The organism is Clostridium sp. DSM 17811 (assembly GCF_018861905.1).
Taxonomy (GTDB): Bacteria; Bacillota; Clostridia; order Clostridiales; family Clostridiaceae; genus Clostridium_AD; species Clostridium_AD frigoriphilum.
In genome coordinates, this window is the sequence record NZ_JAHLDU010000029.1 from 1 (window position 1) to 18,879 (window position 18,879).

At 30.4% G+C, this 18,879-nt stretch carries 12 protein-coding genes and 1 pseudogene; 12 read left to right on the plus strand and 1 reads right to left on the minus strand.

Translation table 11 applies throughout. From position 1 onward, the window contains the following. The 11 genes and pseudogenes from KPL44_RS21190 to KPL44_RS21240 form a co-directional block, all read left to right on the plus strand. Positions 1-1,063 (plus strand): Ig-like domain-containing protein (locus KPL44_RS21190; protein ID WP_216254445.1); only part of this gene is annotated, 1,063 nt, incomplete at its 5' end. Between the two features lie 624 nt (positions 1,064-1,687). Further along, positions 1,688-3,517, plus strand: a complete 1,830-nt coding sequence (locus KPL44_RS21195; RefSeq protein WP_216254463.1) for a leucine-rich repeat domain-containing protein — start codon at positions 1,688-1,690, stop codon at positions 3,515-3,517. 130 nt (positions 3,518-3,647) lie between these two features. Next, on the plus strand, positions 3,648-5,411 hold the full coding sequence (locus KPL44_RS21200; protein WP_216254465.1) for a leucine-rich repeat domain-containing protein: 1,764 nt from the start codon (positions 3,648-3,650) through the stop codon (positions 5,409-5,411). 130 nt (positions 5,412-5,541) lie between these two features. Beyond that, on the plus strand, positions 5,542-5,937 hold the full coding sequence (locus tag KPL44_RS26100; protein ID WP_216254469.1) for a WG repeat-containing protein: 396 nt from the start codon (positions 5,542-5,544) through the stop codon (positions 5,935-5,937). 144 nt (positions 5,938-6,081) lie between these two features. Further along, entirely contained in the window at positions 6,082-8,679 is a 2,598-nt protein-coding gene (locus KPL44_RS21210; protein ID WP_216254472.1) for a leucine-rich repeat domain-containing protein, read from the plus strand. 368 nt (positions 8,680-9,047) lie between these two features. Next, entirely contained in the window at positions 9,048-10,568 is a 1,521-nt protein-coding gene (locus KPL44_RS21215) for a leucine-rich repeat domain-containing protein (RefSeq protein ID WP_216254476.1), read from the plus strand. 269 nt (positions 10,569-10,837) lie between these two features. After that, on the plus strand, positions 10,838-11,281 hold the full coding sequence (locus KPL44_RS21220; protein ID WP_216254479.1) for a hypothetical protein: 444 nt from the start codon (positions 10,838-10,840) through the stop codon (positions 11,279-11,281). 326 nt (positions 11,282-11,607) lie between these two features. Next, a pseudogene (locus KPL44_RS21225) lies at positions 11,608-11,886 on the plus strand (transglutaminase domain-containing protein); the annotation flags it as partial. 105 nt (positions 11,887-11,991) lie between these two features. Continuing rightward, positions 11,992-13,197 (plus strand): Ig-like domain-containing protein, encoded by a 1,206-nt coding sequence (locus KPL44_RS21230; protein ID WP_216254485.1) that lies wholly within the window; start codon positions 11,992-11,994, stop codon positions 13,195-13,197. A 195-nt stretch (positions 13,198-13,392) separates the two neighbouring features. Beyond that, positions 13,393-13,758, plus strand: a complete 366-nt coding sequence (locus tag KPL44_RS21235) for a hypothetical protein (protein WP_216254488.1) — start codon at positions 13,393-13,395, stop codon at positions 13,756-13,758. Between the two features lie 260 nt (positions 13,759-14,018). After that, positions 14,019-15,155 carry an Ig-like domain-containing protein gene (locus KPL44_RS21240; RefSeq protein ID WP_216254491.1) on the plus strand — a complete coding sequence of 379 codons (1,137 nt, stop codon included), beginning with the start codon at positions 14,019-14,021 and terminating at the stop codon, positions 15,153-15,155. 272 nt (positions 15,156-15,427) lie between these two features. Here KPL44_RS21240 and KPL44_RS21245 read toward each other — a convergent pair whose 3' ends face one another. After that, entirely contained in the window at positions 15,428-16,939 is a 1,512-nt protein-coding gene (locus tag KPL44_RS21245; protein WP_216254494.1) for a hypothetical protein, read from the minus strand. Between the two features lie 217 nt (positions 16,940-17,156). Here KPL44_RS21245 and KPL44_RS21250 point away from each other — a divergent pair, with 217 nt between their 5' ends. After that, a complete protein-coding gene (locus KPL44_RS21250) occupies positions 17,157-18,788 on the plus strand; it encodes a transglutaminase domain-containing protein (RefSeq protein ID WP_216254497.1) in 1,632 nt (543 codons plus the stop codon). Positions 18,789-18,879 lie beyond the last annotated feature (91 nt).

The following is an 18,879-nucleotide window of genomic DNA, read 5'->3' on the forward strand; positions in this document are numbered from 1 at the left end:
TTCGAAAGATGTACAAGCATTGATATCAGACTTAAAAGATGGTGGGGCAGATGTATTCTTAAAAGAAGGTAGTGATGGAAAATACTATAGTCCATCTGATAAATTGAATTTACAGTCAGCAGAGATTGCAAAATTACTTATAGCGGCAAATGTAGATATTAAAAATCCAACAGCAATTAAAACATATATCAAAAATAATGCGGCTACAATAATGGCAGCTATTAAAGTAGAAACAGATAAGGCTGCTACTCAAACAGTGGATACAAGCAATTATACAGAAGCGACTCAAGTAGTTGGAACTAAAGACATTGTTTCTATTGCCTATCAACATCCATTTTTACTTAATACAGGAGTTACTTTATCTGAAATGCTTCCTACTGAGGTAAAAGCAACTTTAGCTGATAATAGTACTACAAATGTAGCGGTTACCTTCGATGAGGGAATACCAAGTTATGACTCTAGTAAACCAGGGCTCTATGTGCTTACAGGCACCATGGATTTATTTAGTGGAGTAACTAATTCTAAAAATTTGAAGGTTATACAAAAGGTTTATGTATCTGAACAGGTATCAGAAACATCTGAATTATATACTCAAAGTTTAGACGTGGCTGTTAATAGTGCAGGAAGAACAGGAGAGAATATGTCAGATGAATATTTAGCGAGGCTACCAGACAAAGGCGCATCTTATTATGATTTACACAATGAAATGGGAATTGCTTTAGTCCTTGAAAATACTGCAACAACTAAAGCACAATTATTTGCAGAAGTTCCAATTTTAATGGCAAAAGTAAATGCTTTCTATGCTCAAACTGGCAGTGAACCTTCTACATTTGATTATACTGATGTAAATAAAAGTATATTAAATGCAATAGCTATGTTAAATGGTGAAACACCCACGGATATAAGCTTGCAACCAGATGGTGGCATAGCTGCTAATGCATTAATTGAAGAGATAACTACTGCTCAGATGTTAACTTTTAATTCATTTATTGAACAAGATCAACTTGATGCCGAAGTAACTGTTTTATCACAGAAAATTTTAGCTTATTCAATAGCAAAATAAAAGTAGGGTACTAGCTAAAAAAGAAAATATTAAATAAAATTTTACATTACAAAAAAAACTAAACTATTCAAAATGACATATCAAATAAGATATGTCATTTCGTTTTATTACAGAGTAGGAGCTACAACAGTAATGGCAACATTATCTGATGGAACAACTAAAATTTAAATTGAAGACAATAGTGGACACGAGCAGCAACAACAGAATCAAACCAAAGTGTAGTTTATGGAGTATCATATAAGGGTGCGAAATCAGTTAATTCAACACCATTTAATCTTATCAGTGATATTACTATAAGCAATAACACTGATATAACTAATAAGTTTACTGATTTATACTACTTAGGTGTTTATGGAAATGGATTTTCAACTTTAGATTTAAGTAAGAATACAGCATTATCTTATTTTGGGTGTATTAATAATCAACTAACAACTCTATATTCTAATAAAAATACTTGGGATACTTCATTTTATAGACCTCAGTACGTAGATTCGAGTCAGACAACTAGTATACACTTATTACAGAGCAAGTTATTATTCTGGGATAAATATTAATAATATCCTTTTATTTGAGTTTATAATATATTATGGTATTATTAATCATAATATAGGGGGGTAAATACAAATGGTGAATAAAAGATTAATAATGGGGTTTTCAAAGTTTGTAATAGTTGTAATGTTTGCAACATCATCAGTTAGTGGTGTTGCTCATGCAGCAACAGGGGATATTATAAACACAGGGAATAAAAAGATTTATAATGTCACTTCTTCACAAGATGTGCAAGCATTGATATCAGATTTAAAGGATGGTGGTGCAGATGTATTTTTAAAAGAGGGTACCGATGGCAAGTACTATAGTCCATCTGATAAATTAGGTTTACAGTCAGCAGAGATTGCAAAATTACTTAAAGCGGCAAATGTAGATATTAAAAATCCAACAGCAATTAAAACATATATCAAAAATAATGCGGGTACAATAGTATCAGCTATTAAAGCAGAAACTGATAAGGTTGCTACACAAACACTGGATACTAGCAATTATATAAAAGTTACTCCAGTTATTTCTAGTTTATCAGTTCAATCAGTAAGTGCTATTAACATTACAAAGTCCATAGGTGATACTTATATATTACCAACAACAGTAACGGCAACATTATCTGATGGAACAACTAAAAACTTATCTGTAACATGGGATAAAGTAGCAAGTACAACAGTGGTTGGAACTTATTCATTCACAGGTACATTAACATTGGTTAATGGAGTGGAAAATACTGAAAACAAAACTGTACAAGCTACATTAAATATTATTGATACTAGTAATATTGTTACATTCCCAGATAAAGAGTTTGAAAAAGTAATTAGAGATACTATAAATAAACCTACAGGAGATATTTTAAAAAGTGATGTAGATAAGATAACAGAATTGAGTGTTTCTTCTACAAAAAGTATAACAAGTATTTTAGGAATTGAAAATTTAACTAACTTGACAATTGTGGAGTTAAACTCAAATAAAATTAGCAACTTGGAACCATTACAAGCATTGACTAAATTAACTGAGGTTAGTATAGCAGGTAATCAAATTAGTAACATAGAACCTTTAAAAGGATTGACTAATTTGATTTCGCTGGATTTAAGTGATAATCAAATTATTAACATAGGACCTTTAAAAGGATTGACTAATTTGATTTCATTGGATTTAAGTAAAAATCAAATTATTAACATAGAAGATTTAAGAGAATTAACTAACCTGACTGATTTGACTTTAAGGGAGAATCAAATTACAGATTATTCTCCAGTTAGTTCGTATTATGACAATCTTAAATGGAAAGATTTCACATTAAATAATACAGATTTATCTAATTTTGCAGGAGCAGTAACTTTAAGTCCGATAACAGTAAAAATTAACACAATACAAAGTGATATAGGATTACCTAATAATATAGATATAAATATGTTCTCAAATGGATTTCCTGGATCTGCTACAGTAAGTACAACATGGGATAATGGTTCAACGGCAGGTGTACCTTATGACTCGACTACCCCTGGGACTTATATATTTACAGGGACATTTGATTTACCAGATGGGATGACCAATTACGCAAATAATCCAACTTCAACAACTGTTTCAGTTACCATAAAAGATACAAGCATACAGTCTGATATTTTGTTGGATTTTTCAGAGTATCATAATGAAAAATTAAAAATTGACCAATATATTAGCAGTATAGACAATGCAGCTAAAACTATTACTTTAGAAGCTAATTCACCAGTAAACTTTGTTCCAGTTGAATTAGATCTAGTTTTAAATGGAACTTTAGGTGCTATGGTATATCATGGAACACAGAATGTAGATCTTGATACAATGTATCATATAGTTAATGATGATACAATAAATTTTTATAATAATAAAGGCATTGTATGCACTTATAAATTTATTGTATTACCTGAGGATTAATTTAAATTATAAACCGGGGAGGATACTCATATTAAGTGAGTATCCTTAATTAATTGCATAAAATGTATTAGAAAAACATTTTTATGTAACTATAAAAACAAGTAATACAATATAGGGGGAGCAAATGCAAATGATAAATAAAAAATTATATATGGGGTTGTCAAAGTTCGTAGTAGCTGTAATGCTTGCATCATCAGTTAGTGGAGTTGCTCATGCATCAACAGGGGATATTATAAACATTACAAATAAAAAAGTTTATAATGTTACGTCTTCGAAAGACGTGCAAGCATTGATATCAGATTTAAAAGATGGCGGGACTGATGTATTCTTAAAAGAAGGTAGTGATGGAAAGTACTATAGTCCATCTGATAAATTGAATTTACAGTCAGCAGAGATTGCAAGATTACTTAAAGCGGCAAATGTAGATATTAAAAATCCAACAGCAATTAAAACATATATCAAAAATAATGCGGCTACAATAGTTGCAGCCATTAAAGTAGAAACAGATAAGGCTGCTAAGCAAACAGTGGATACGAGCAGCTATATAACCCCAACAGTTGCTAATTTAACAGTTAATTCGGTTAGTGATATTAATGATACAGCAACTGTAGGTGACACTTATATATTACCTACAACAGTAATAGTAACTTTATCTGATGGAACAACTAAGAGTTTAGCTGTAACATGGGATAAAATAGCAAGTACAACAGTATCAGGAGCATTTACATTTATAGGTACGTTAACAATGGTTGATGGGGTGGGAAACACAAATAATGTAACAGTACAAGCTACATTAACTGTTGTCAGTGCTATTAGTGATGATACAGATATAACAAGTAAGTTTACTGATGCAAAATTTAAAGCTAAAGTATATGATTATATATGTAAAAAAAATACTGATAAAATAATTTATTCGGATTTAAAAAATATAACTGATATTAACCTAGGCTATAGGGATATTAGTAGTTTAAGTGGTATTGAATATTTTACATCATTAACTACCTTAGATTGTAATGGAAATAAACTAAAAACCTTAGATGTAAGTAAGAATCTAGCATTAATTGATTTGAATTGTTCTAAAAATCAACTAAAGAACTTAGATATAAGTAAGAATATCGCATTAACTAATTTAGATTGTCATAATAATCAACTAACAAACTTAGATGTAAGTAAGAATACAGCGTTAACTGAGTTAGATTGTTATAATAACCAACTAACAAATTTAGATGTAAATAAGAATACAGAATTAACTAATTTAGATTGTCATAATAATGGACTAACAAACTTAGATGTAAGTAAGAATATCGAATTAGATAGTTTAGTCTGTGGTTATAATAAACTTACAATTTTAGATGTAAGTAAGAATATTGCATTAATTAGTTTAGAGTGTCATAGTAATCAACTAACAACCTTAGATGTAAGTAAGAATACAGCATTAACTGAGTTAGGTTGTCAAGCTAATCAACTGATAGACTTAGATGTAAGTAAGAGTATTGCATTAGATAGTTTAGATTGTGGTGGTAATCAACTTGCGAACTTAGATGTAAGTAAAAATATGGGATTAACTAGTTTACTCTGTAGTAGCAATCGACTAACAAAATTAGATTTAAGTAATAATATCCAAATAACTAGTTTATTCTGTGGTGCTAATCAACTAACAGCCTTAGATTTAAGTGAAAATATAGAATTAACTGATTTAGATTGTTCTATGAATCAACTAACAAACTTAGATTTAAGTAAGAATATAGCATTAACCAGTTTACAGTGTTTTTTCAATCAACTAACAGTACTGTACTCTATTAAAGATACTTGGTTTCATACAGATTATGAAGATCAGTATACAGATTCAACCCAGACTACCACGGATATATTAGTTATAACAATTAAATATTAGAAGGATGTATAAAATAAGGGTATATTTTGGGTTTTGATATATACTCTTACTAATTTGAAATAACTATAAAGATAAACAATATAATATAGAAGAATTTACTAAAGAAATTAATAAACCTGAATTTGATTATGTGGAATTTAGTGAAGGTTTAGCTATAGTTGGAAATGGAGAACAGCCATATACTAAATATGGTGTAATTGATAAAACGGGTAGTTTTATAATTAGTCCTAAATTTGATTATATTGGAAATTTTAGTGAGGGTTTAGCACAGATTAAACTCGATGATAAATATGGGTTTATTGATAAAACGGGTAAAATAGTTATCCAGCCTCAATTTGATAAAGTATGGTCTTTTAGAGAGAGGTTAGCTAGTGTAAAGGTAGGTAGTGAATGGGAAGTTATTGACATGACGGGTAATTATATAATTAAGCCTCAATTTAGCGATTTAGATTGTTTTAATGAAGGTTTAGCTGTAGTACAAGTTGGTGGAAAGTATGGATTTATTACCAATCCTATTACTAAATAAATTATTGATTAGTAAAGTTTTTCTTACTTTATCCGATTATTACAGAGTAAATTATTATGGGATAAATATCAACAAAATACTTATATTTGTTTTTATAATATATTATGGTATTATTAAATCATAATATAGGGGGGATAAATACAAATGGTAAATAAAAAATTATATAAAAGATTGTCAAAGTTCGTAATAGCTTTAATGATTGTATCACCATCTCTTAGTGGAGTTGCTCATGCAGCAATAGGGGATATTATAAATACTACAAGTAAAAATATTTATGATATCACTTCTTCAAAAGATGTACAAGCATTAATAGCAGATCTAAAAGATGGTGGCGGAGATCAATTTTTAAAAGAAAGCACTGATGGAAAGTACTATAGTCCAAATGATAAATTAACTGTTCAAACAGCAGAGATAGTTAAATTACTTAAAGCAGCAAATGTAAGCCTTACAGATTCAACAGCAATTAAAACATATATTAAAAATAATGCTGCTGAAATAGTGGCTGACGTTAAGGTAGAAACAGATAAAGTTGCTACGCAGACAGTGGATACAAGCAATTATACAAAAGTTACTCCAGTAGTTTCTAATGTATCAGTTAATTCAATAAGTGATATTAGTCCAATAACTACTATAGTAGGAACTACCCCAATATTACCAACAACAGTACCTGTCACATTAAGTGACGGAACAACAGATGTTGCCAATGAAACATGGACAAACATACCTGATGTAACAGTAGCTGGTACTGTAACAGTGGACGGTATATTATCAGTTCCAACAGGAAAGACATGGACGTTAACAGATGCTCAGAAGTCTGTTAGTGTTAAAGTTACAGTTAATCCAGTGGTAAGCACAAAAGTAAATATATTTTCCACTAATATTAGACCAAATTCGTTTGGAGCAATAGCAAATTTAAAGTTAACAACGGATGGTGTTAAAAACTTTGCTACGGCTACGAAATACCAATTATTTGATGGCGTAACAAAAATATCAGCTCAGGCAGTACTTGGGTCAGATACAATAGTTTTTCCAGCCAAAGTAACAGGTGATATAGTAACCGTTAAATTATTAGATGTAGATGGTACAGTTCTTAAAACTGAAGAAGTAGTTTTGGGACAATATGGGACACTTACGATTACTCCAGTATCCGTTCAGTCAGTAAGTGCTACTGATGGTAAAGTAAACGTAATATTAAATGGAGCGCCAACAGTTGAACCAGAGGCTGAAGATTTTGTTATTACACAAAAAATAGGTGATGGAGCAGCAACTACTGTAGTACCTGAGGGTTTTTATGTTGATTCAAAAAATAATTTATTATTTACTATACCTACAGTAGCTACAACCTCATCAGACCAAAGTGTAGTTTATGGAGTATCATATAAGAACGAAGCATCATTTAAAACAGTAGCTTTTACTATAAAAGGCGGAACTGGCATCAATACAATTGTTACATTTCCAGATAAGGTCTTTGATCAATTAATTAGAGAGGCTATATATAAACCTACAGGAAATTTATATAAATGGGATGTTGAAAAAATCACTGATATAGGTTATGTTGGGGGAAATATAGGGCAACCAATAATATCAGATATTAGTGGTATAGAATACTTAACAAATTTAAAAGTTCTTTTTCTACACAATACTAATATAAATGATATAAGTCAATTAAAAGGATTAACAAATTTAACACAAATTGATCTAGGATTTACTATCATGAAGTCAGGTGAAGGCACTGGAACTAATATAACTGATATAAGTGCGTTAAAAGGATTAACCAATTTAACACAACTTAATTTGCCATATAATAATATAACTGACATAAGTGCATTAAAAGGATTAAGTAATTTAACAGATATTGATCTATCTCATAATAAAATTGAAAACTTAGAACCTTTAAGGAACTTAACTAATTTAAAGGGTCTTAGTTTAGTTGATAATCAAATTACAAACATAGAACCTTTAAGCGAGTTGACTAATTTAACGGGTATTAGCTTAGCTGATAATCAAATTAACAATATAGAACCTTTAACAAAATTAACTAATTTGACTCTTTTGAACTTAAATAGTAATCAAATCATTAATATAGAACCCTTAGCAGGATTGGTTAACTTGACTTCATTGAGATTAAGTACTAATCAGATTAATGATTATAGTCCAGTTAAATCTTTTTATAACAGTTTGACAGAAGTGGATTTTAATTTAACAGATACATTTGATGCAACAGTTATTACATTTCCAGATAAAAACTTGGAAAAATCCATAAGGAATATTATAAGAAGACCTAATGGAAATATTTTTAAGGGGGATGTTAATACTATATGGGAGCTAGATGCAAGTGATAGCAACATTACAGATATTTCAGGAGTGGAATATTTCACTAAATTAAATAGTTTAGATTTATCTAACAATCAAATAAGTAACGTAGAACCGTTAAGAGGATTGACTAACCTAGAAAGTGTAGATTTATCTAACAATCAAATAAGTAACGTAGAACCGTTAAGAGGATTGACTAACCTAGAAAGTGTAAATTTATCTAACAATCAAATAAATAATCTAGAGCCATTAAGAGGAATGACTAACTTGATATATTTAAATTTAGCTGGCAATCAATTAAACAACATAGAACCTTTAAAAGGAATGACAGAATTGGTTGAGTTATATTTAGATGGCAATCAAATCACCGATTATACTTCAATTAGTTCTTTTTATAATAATATTTTATACAAAGACTTTACGATATAATAAGAAATATAACCAGCCAAAATGAATATTATGTTTAATATAAACTAATGTAAGTACATGCATTTTAGAGAGGATTACAATTATAAAATACAAATGGTGAATAAAAAAATATCTATGGGATTTTCAAAGTTTGCATTAGTTATAGTAATTAAAAATTAGAATTAGACTGTAAAGGGTACTCATATTAAGTGAGTACCCTTATTTTTTACATTAGGCTTTATTTATTATTGCTTATAAAGTTTCTCTTATTTTATCCGATTATTGCAGAGTAAGTTACTATTATGGAATAAATATTAATAATATACTTATATATGAGGTTATAACATATTATGAAATAATTAAATTATAATATAGGGGGATAAATACTAATGAAAAAGAAAAAATTATATGCGGGGTTATCAAAGTTTGTAATAGCTGTAATGGTTGCATCATCATCAGTTAGTGGGGTTGCTCATGCAGCAACTGGCGATATTATAAATACTACAAATGAAAGGGTTTATGATGTAACTTATTCGAAAGATGTACAAGCATTGATATCAGACTTAAAAGATGGTGGGGCAGATGTATTCTTAAAAGAAGGTAGTGATGGAAAATACTATAGTCCATCTGATAAATTGAATTTGCAGTCAGCAGAGATTGCAAAATTACTTAAAGCGGCAAATGTAGATATTAAAAATCCAACAGCAATTAAAACATATATCAAAAATAATGCGGCTACAATAGTGGATGCTATTAAAGTAGAAACAGATAAGGCTGCTACTCAAACAGTGGATACGAACAATTATACAAAGGTTCCAGTGGTTATTGATACTAGTAATATTGTTACATTCCCAGATAAAGAGTTTGAAAAAGTAATTAGAGATACTATAAATAAACCTACAGGAGATATTTTAAAAAGTGATGTAGATAAGATAACAGAATTGAGTGTTTCTTCTACAAAAAGTATAACAAGTATTTTAGGAATTGAAAATTTAACTAACTTGACAATTTTGGAGTTAAACTCAAATAAAATCAGCAACTTGGAACCTTTACAAGCATTGACTAAATTAACTGAGTTTAGTATAGCAGGTAATCAAATTAGTAACATAAAACCGTTAAAAGGATTGACTAATTTGATTTCATTAGATTTAAGTAATAATCAAATTAGTAACATAGAAGATTTAAGAGAATTAACTAACCTGACTGAATTGTCCTTAAGAATTAATCAAATCACAGATTATTCTCCAGTTAGTTCGTATTATGATAATCTTAAATGGAAAGATTTCACATTAAATAACACAACAGTTTTATCTAATTTTATGGGAGCAGCAACTCTAAGTCCGATAACAGTACAAATTAACACAATACAAAGTAATATAGGATTACCTAATAATATAGATATAAATATGTTCTCAAATGGATTTCCTGGATCTGCTACAGTAAGTACAACATGGGATAATGGTACAACGTCAGGAGTACCTTATGACTCGACTACCCCTGGGACTTATATATTTACAGGGTCATTTGATTTGCCAGATGGGATGACCAATTACGCAAATAATCCAACTACAATAACTGTTCCAGTTATTGTAAAAGATAAAAGCATACAGTCTGATATTTTGTTAGATTTTTCAGAGTATCATAATGAAAAATTAAAAATCAATCAATATATTAGCAGCATAGACAATGCAGCTAAAACTATTACTTTAAAAGCTAATTCACCAGTAAACCTTGTTCCAGTTGAATTAGATCTAGTTTTAAATGGAACTTTAGGTGCTATGGTATATCATGGAACACAGAATGTAGATCTTGATACAATGTATCCTATAGTTAATGGTGATACAATAAATTTTTATGACAATAAGGACATTGTATGCACTTATAAATTTATTGTATTACCTGAGGATTAATTAAAATTATAAACTGGGAAGGATATTCATATTAAGTGAGTATCCTTCATAGTTAGAAGTTCGCAATAGCTGTAATGCTCGCATCATCATCAGTTAGTGGCGTTGCTCATGCAGCAACTGGGGATATTATAAACACTGGAGATCAAAAGATTTATGATGTGACTTCTTCAAAAGACGTGCAAGTATTAATATAAGATCTAAAAGACGCTGGGACAGATGTATTCCTAAAAGAAGGCATTGATGGAAAGTACTATAGTCCATCCGATAAATTGAATTTACAGTCAGCAGAGATTGTAAAATTACTTAAAGCGGCAAATGTAAGTCTTACAGATCCAACGGCAATTAAAACATATATCAAAAATAATGCTACTACAATAATGGCTGATGTTAAAGTAGAAACAGATAAGATTGCTACTCAGTCAGTGGATACGAGCAATTATAAAACACCAACAGCTGCTAATTTAACAGTTAGTTCAGTTAGCGCTATTAATGATATTAATGCAAGTTTTGGAACAGAAGTAAATAATCTTTCATTACCTGATAAAATTACATTAAATCTAAGTGATGGTACAACAGCAATAGTAGATGCAACATGGTCAAGTACAGGTTTTTTTGGAACAAAAACGGCATCATATAGGTTCACAGCTATTTATACACTCCCAGAAGGTGTAACGGGGAATATGCCAGAAGCAAAGCTTAATGTTGCAATTTGATCAAGAAGGGAGTATGTATTTTCCACTATCGACAATGCATAACACAGACTATACATATTATAATAAAAATCTGGCTATAAACCCTAAAGATTATTTAGAAACTGATTTAAATAATCTATCAGAGGAAAATTAACTAAAACTATTAGCTGACGATATTATTAAAGATACACCTTCTGATTATGATAAAATATTAAAAATCCATGACTGGGTTTCCGAAAATATTTATTATAATATGGATGGGGTATTATAGCGGGAACTATGGCAAAACTGACGCTTATGACACATTTGCAAATAAAATGTCGGTATGCTAGGGTTATGCTGAACTAACTAATGAACTTATAAGAATGGTAGGTATACCTTGTAGAGTAGTTACAGGATATGCTATATGGGTAGATCCTCAGTCTTTGGAAACCGTTGATCATACCAATTCAAACCATGCTTGGAATGAAGCTTTTGTGGATGCCCGTTGGGTAATAATAGATACAACATGGGATAGTACTAATAGATATAAAAATGGAATATTTATGAAGGGAGACATAAGACATATATATGTCGATCCTACATTAAAGGTATTTTCATTAGATCATAAAATAATCTCTAATTAGGAATATGATCCAAATTTTATTAAGATAAATATAATAATATCCTTATATTTGTTTTAATGATATATTATGGTATTATTAAATCATAATATAAGGGGGTAAATACAAATGGTAAATAAAAAATTATTTAAAGGATTGTTAAAGTTTGTAATAGTTGTAATTATTGCATCATCATCAGTTAGTGGTATTGCTCATGCAGCAACAGGTGATATTATAAACACTACAAATAAAGTGATGTATAATGTTACTTCTTCGAAAGAGATACAAGCTTTGATAGCAGATTTAAAAGATGGTGGTAATGATACATTCTTAAAAGAGGATGGCAATGGAAAATACTATAATCCATCTGATAAGTTATCTGCACAGAAAACAGCAGTTGTTAAATCACTTCAAACAGGAAATATAGATCTTAAAGATGCAGCAGCGATTAAGGCGTATATTGTAAATAATGCTGCTGATATAATGACTTCAGTTAATACAGAAACAGCGAAGGTTGCTACACAAACAATAGATACAAGTAATTATACAACAGCATCAGCAATAACAGTAACTTCTGTAAGTACTATTAGCACTATAAGTACAACAGTTGGAACTGTGCCAACATTACCAACTAAAGTAATTGCTACATTAAGCAATGGAGCTACTACATCGGCAGCAATTACTTGGGATGCGGCAGCTACAACAGTAGGAACATATGCTACAGCGGGTACAGTTACCGTTAAGGGGGTACTTGCTGATTATGGCAATTATCAAGTACAGGCCAATGTAATTGTTAATGAAGCAAGCAGAGTAGTGGTATCTGTGCAGAAAATAAGCAATCTTTACCTTAATTCTAATTTTCCAACAACAGTAATAGCAACTTTATCTGATGGAACAACTAAAAGCTTATCTGTAACATGGCAAAGAGTAGTTGATAATATAGTTGGAGCATCTAGATTCACAGGTACATTAATAATGACTGATGGAGTAGTAAATACAAATAATATAACAGCGACAGTTACATTAATAGTAGTACCCCATGTTATATTAATAGTTAGTCCATTAAGAGCTATTACCATTACAAAAACAATAGGTGTAGGAGATGCTTATACATTACCAACTACAGTAACGGCAACATTATCGGATGGAACAACTAAAGATTTAGCTGTGACATGGGACAAGGTGGCAAGTACAACAGTAGCAGGAACTTACACATTTACAGGTACATTAACAATGGTTGATGAAGTAATAAATACAAATAATGTAACTGCATCAGCTACATTAACAGTAACTACACTAATAAATAATCAAATAAGACTTAATTATCACAATTAATTGACGAGTATATTAACTAAAATTCAAGATATAAAAAATAATAAAAATATTCAAACTGCTGAGTTAATGCCTGATGTAACTTGGCAATTTTGTAAATTTACTTAATATGGATAAGTTACTGTTTAAATTATAGGGGGGGAATATAAATGTTAAACAAAAAAAATATAAGAGTTTTTTAAGTTCGTAATAGCTATAATGATTGCATTATCATCAGTTAGTGGAGTTGCTCATGCCGCGACAGGGGATATTATAAACGTTACAAATAAAAAGACGTATAGTATCACTTCTTCAAACGATATAAAGGCATTAATTGCAGATTTAAAAGATGGTGGTGGAGATATATTTGTAAAAGAAGCTAGTAATGGGAAATACTATAATCCGAATGATATATTAGCCACTCAATCAGCAGAAATAATTAAATTACTTAAAGCAGCAAATGTAGGTTTTACAGATACAATAGCTATTACAACATATATCAGAAACAACATTAAGGCAATAACGGCGGCTGTTAAAGTAGCGACAGATAAAGTTCCTTGGTATGGGCATCCCTTTGATTATTGATTAAAGCCGTAGATATAAGTGCGACTACACAAATAATACAAGTATATTATTTATATGAAGGGAATTTACAATATTTAAATTGTAGGTTCTCCTTTTTTAATTTATGTTGATAAATGACTATAAAACATAAGAATAAAGGATATTTAAACATTATATTTAAATTACTTAATATATACAAAATAGTAATTTATTTATATGATTAGATTAATCATATTGATTATAACGAATAAATTATATTTTAAATTATAGGGGGATTACAAATGGTAAATAAAAAATTATATAAGGGATTGTCAAAGCTTGTAATAGCTTTAATGATTGTATCATCATCGGTTAGTGGTGTTGCTCATGCAGCAACAGGTGATATTATAAACACTACAAATCAAAAGATGTATAGTATCACTTCTTCAAACGATATAAAGGCATTAATTGCAGATTTAAAAGATGGTGGTGGAGATGTATTTTTAAAAGAAAATAGTAATGATAAATACTATAATCCTAATAATATATTAACTGCTCAATCGGCAGAAATAATTAAATTACTTAAAGCAGCAAATGTAAGCCTTACAGAGCCAACAGCAATTAAAACATATATCAAAAATAATGCGGTTTCTATAATGGCTGATGTAAAAGTAGAAACGGATAAGGTTGCTAATCAAACAGTGGATACGAGCAATTATAAAACACCAACAGTTGCTAATTTAACAGTAAGTTCTGCTAGTGCTATTAATGCTACTGCAAATGCAGGTGATTCTTATACATTACCTACAACAGTAGTGGCTACATTATCCGATGGAACAAGTAAAGAGCTAGCTGTAACATGGGATAATGTAGTAAGTACAACAGTAGCTGGAACTTACACATTTGCAGGTACATTAACAATGGTAGATGGAGTAGTAAATACAAATAATGTTAATGTACAAGCTACATTAATTATCGCTAGTGATATTGGTGATAACACAGATATAACAAATAAGTTTACGGATACAAATTTTAAAGCAGCGGTATATTCATTGATAGGTAAAAATGGTTCTGCTAAAATTCTTTATTCGGATGTGAAAAATTTAGCATTAGTAAATGTACAAGACGATGATATTAGTAGTTTAAGTGGTATTGAGTATTTTATAGCATTAAAAATTTTATGGTGTAATAGTAATCAACTAACAACATTAGATGTAAGTAAGAATGCAGAATTAGGTTTTTTATTTAGTCAGTATAATGATCTAACAACCTTAGATTTGAGTAAGAATACAACATTAAGTTTATTAGATTGTACATACAATCGACTAATGGACCTGTACTCTATTAGAGATACATGGAATATTGCAGGTTATAAATCTCAGTACACAGATGCATCACATACAACTACAAATAGATTAGTTATAACAATTAAGAATTAGAATTATAAACAGGGAAGAATACTCATATTAAGTGAGCAGCCTTAATTAATCGCATCAAATGCATTATGACATATTATGGTATTATTAAATATTAAAGTGAATTCGGAAACTAATCGCTAATTTAACAAAGTCTAAAGAAAAAGTGTTTTAAACCGTAGGTTCATTAGACTTGCTCATTTGTTGTTATTTAAAATGTAAATTGATAAAAATGAACATAGCAAAGCTGACCTATAAAATGTATTTATATGGAAAAACGGTGGTAATTATTTAAATTAAGCTACTTGTAAAGCTAATTTTTCTAGAAGAGATATAAAGTTAAACTTTGAAACTTTAATTCTTGCATCCAAGTGGATATTAGTAGAATGCAAGGTAGTCCACCAAGACCAACGTTTTTTACCACGAGAATGAGCTTCTTCCATATTATAATCGTTAAGAATTCTTTTGTTAACACGTTCAGAAGCCGTTCGTTTATTCATCTCTTTCTGCCATTGCTCGCTGCCACGAGGAATAACAGTAAAGAGACGAACATCCCATTTAGGTTTTGTATAAATGGTTCTGCCGTAGGCGCTTGGTGAACATTGGTCCTTGCAATAACAAAACTCGATTTTCCCTTTAACATAAGGGCATCGCCACTTAATTCTGTGGCGAACTTTATCATAGTAATCGTAAATCATGGGAATTTCGCCTAAACAAATTGGGACACCGTTGTTATCTACTTTGATTGGAGGCTCATATTTAAATTTACCTAAACCCTTTTTATTTAAAGGAATTATGGCCGTTATATTCCAAGCATCTAATAAGTCATAAGTAGGGTTATTATCATGAGCACCATCTCCAAGAAATTTATCAAACTTGAACATCGGATAAAGTTTTCGAACCTCAGATAGGGCAACAATTGCATTAACACCATCATTACGTTGAGCTTCAACTAACCGTAAATATATGGGTAGATCCATTTTAAATTCTGTATTATAGACAGATAAAAAATAACCACAATGTCCATAATACCAAACTTCGTGATAACTATCCCAGCCGTGATGAGCATCTGTGTCAGAGAATCTTCGGTGGCAGTCACAATTGTAAATGCCTTTAGAAACACAGTCACAAATTTTAATCCCGTAGGGACTTCCACCAGTATTAATACAAGTGCCATCACCAGATATAGTTAGCTTAGTTGTGTCACCAAGGAGCCCGGCATTTGCGGAAGGTTCTACAGCAACCTTAGCAAAAATTTGTTGAAGCAGTTTTTCTGGTCTGCTTTCGAAAGATTTTCCTTGAAGTGCTAGATCAACAAATTTTTTAATAATACCAGGATGACGTGGTGGTTGTTTTTGGTTTTTACCAAACTTCTTACGTGGCTTTTTCTTAAATGGATGAAGAGAGTTTTGCCGTTCTTGTTCAACGTCAGAATTCTCAAGCCATAACCTAGTGATAAAATCATAATGACTACCTACACCAGGGATATTACTGGGCGAAACGCCTACGGCATAAGATAAAATTGGGGTAGCTTTGAGAAATTCTATCCACTTTGAAATGCTGTTAAAATGGAGTTCAGACATCAAAATAAAAGAGCGAAATATCTCAGGTTGTTGATTTGAAGGTTTGCCAGTAGTAGAAAAACGTGGTTTAAGTAGTACTTTAAGTATATCTAAATCTAGGATATAGAGTTTGCTCAAAGCCTTAGAATAAAATTCCACGGTAATTTTATTACTAATATAAAATGGTAACAAATTGTTAATAAGAAACAATTGATATTCAGCATGAGAACGCCAGATACCTAACATAAAAAACACCTCACAATCTATTTGGTAATTAATACCATATTGCATGGTTTTCAAATTTTACCAACTATGTCAAGTGTTTTTTTATTAAATATAATAAACTATAAAAATTTTGTTCGAATTTCTGGGGGGGAAGCAAAAAAATGACCCTCCGGGATTGAGATATATGGGGGCCTTAAGGGTTTCCGAATTCACTATATTAATATAGGGGGGGATACAAATGGCAAATAAAAAATTATATAGGGTGTTTTCAAAGTTTGTAATAGTTGTAATGCTCGCATCATCATCAGTTAGTGGCGTTGCTCATGCAGCAACTGGGGATATTATAAACACTGGAGATCAAAAGATTTATGATGTTACTTCTTCAAAAGACGTGCAAGCTTTGATATCAGATCTAAAAGACGGTGGGACAGATGTATTCCTAAAAGAAGGCATTGATGGAAAGTACTATAGTCCATCCGATAAATTGAATTTACAGTCAGCAGAGATTGTAAAATTACTTAAAGCGGCAAATGTAAGTCTTACAGATCCAACGGCAATTAAAACATATATCAAAAATAATGCTACTACAATAATGGCTGATGTTAAAGTAGAAACAGATAAGATTGCTACTCAGTCAGTGGATACGAGCAATTATAAAACACCAACAGCTGCTAATTTAACAGTTAGTTCAGTTAGCGCTATTAATGATATTAATGCAAGTTTTGGAACAGAAGTAAATAATCTTTTATTACCAGAAAAAATTACATTAAATCTAAGTGATGGTACAACAGCAATAGTAGATGCAACATGGTCAAGTACAGATTATGATGGAACAAAAACGGCAGCATATAGTTTCACAGCTATTTATACACTCCCAAAAGGTGTAACAGGGAATATGCCAGAAGCAAAGCTTAATGTTACAGTTGGATTAAATCCAGACTTAGCTCAAAATAACCGATTAAAGACTTATAAAAGTTCTGATTACTTAAAATCAGAATACGTTGATATGACAGTTATTAATAATGAAAAAATAACTGTAAAAGGGCAGTGTAGTTTGGATAAAACTGCGTTTATGTTTGAAATTGTGGATCAAGCTGGTAATGATATAATGCAACAATGGAAAGATGTTAAAACAGATGGAACATATGATGAAACATTTGCCTTTAACAATTTAATTAAAAATGGAGATTATAAAGTGAACATTTACTTTAAATCAAAGAATGAATCAAGTTATTGGAGTTATTATTGGAACATCCCTTTTAAAAATCAAGAAGGTAGTAAGTATTTTCCACTATCGACAATGTATAATTCGAACTATACAAATTATAATAAAAATTTGGCTATAAATCCAAAATATTATTTAGATACTGATTTAAATAATGTATCAGAGGAAAATGAACTAAAACTATTAGCTGACGATATTATTAAAGATACATCATCTGATTATGATAAAATATTAAAAATCCATGATTGGGTTTCCGAAAATATTTATTATAATATGGATGGGTATTATAGTGGGAACTATGGCGAAACTGACGCTTATGGTACATTTACAAATAAAATGTCGGTATGCCAGGGGTATGCTGAATTAACTAATGAACTTATAAGAATGGCAGGGATACCTTGTAGAGTGGTTACCGGATATGCTATACGGGTAGAGTCTCAGTCTTGGGAAACTGTTGATCATACCAATCCAGACCATGCTTGGAATGAAGCTTTTGTGGATGGCCGTTGGGTAATAATAGATACCACATGGGATAGTACTAATAGATATGAAAATGGAATATTTACAAAGGGAGACATAAGGCATATATATTTTGATCCTACATTAAAGGCATTTTCTTTAGATCATAAAATAATCTCTAATTAGTAATATGATCCAAATTTTATTGGAATAAATATTAAAAATATACTTATGTTTGTTTTTATGATATATTATGGTATTATTAAATTATAATATA

Coding starts and splice junctions, on each gene's coding strand:
- KPL44_RS21195 (WP_216254463.1), top strand. CDS start 1,688: ATGGTGAATAAAAGATTAATAATGGGGTTTTCAAAGTTTGTAATAGTT.
- KPL44_RS21200 (WP_216254465.1), top strand. CDS start 3,648: ATGATAAATAAAAAATTATATATGGGGTTGTCAAAGTTCGTAGTAGCT.
- KPL44_RS21210 (WP_216254472.1), top strand. CDS start 6,082: ATGGTAAATAAAAAATTATATAAAAGATTGTCAAAGTTCGTAATAGCT.
- KPL44_RS21215 (WP_216254476.1), top strand. CDS start 9,048: ATGAAAAAGAAAAAATTATATGCGGGGTTATCAAAGTTTGTAATAGCT.
- KPL44_RS21230 (WP_216254485.1), top strand. CDS start 11,992: ATGGTAAATAAAAAATTATTTAAAGGATTGTTAAAGTTTGTAATAGTT.
- KPL44_RS21235 (WP_216254488.1), top strand. CDS start 13,393: ATGATTGCATTATCATCAGTTAGTGGAGTTGCTCATGCCGCGACAGGG.
- KPL44_RS21240 (WP_216254491.1), top strand. CDS start 14,019: ATGGTAAATAAAAAATTATATAAGGGATTGTCAAAGCTTGTAATAGCT.
- KPL44_RS21245 (WP_216254494.1), bottom strand. CDS start 16,939: ATGTTAGGTATCTGGCGTTCTCATGCTGAATATCAATTGTTTCTTATT.
- KPL44_RS21250 (WP_216254497.1), top strand. CDS start 17,157: ATGGCAAATAAAAAATTATATAGGGTGTTTTCAAAGTTTGTAATAGTT.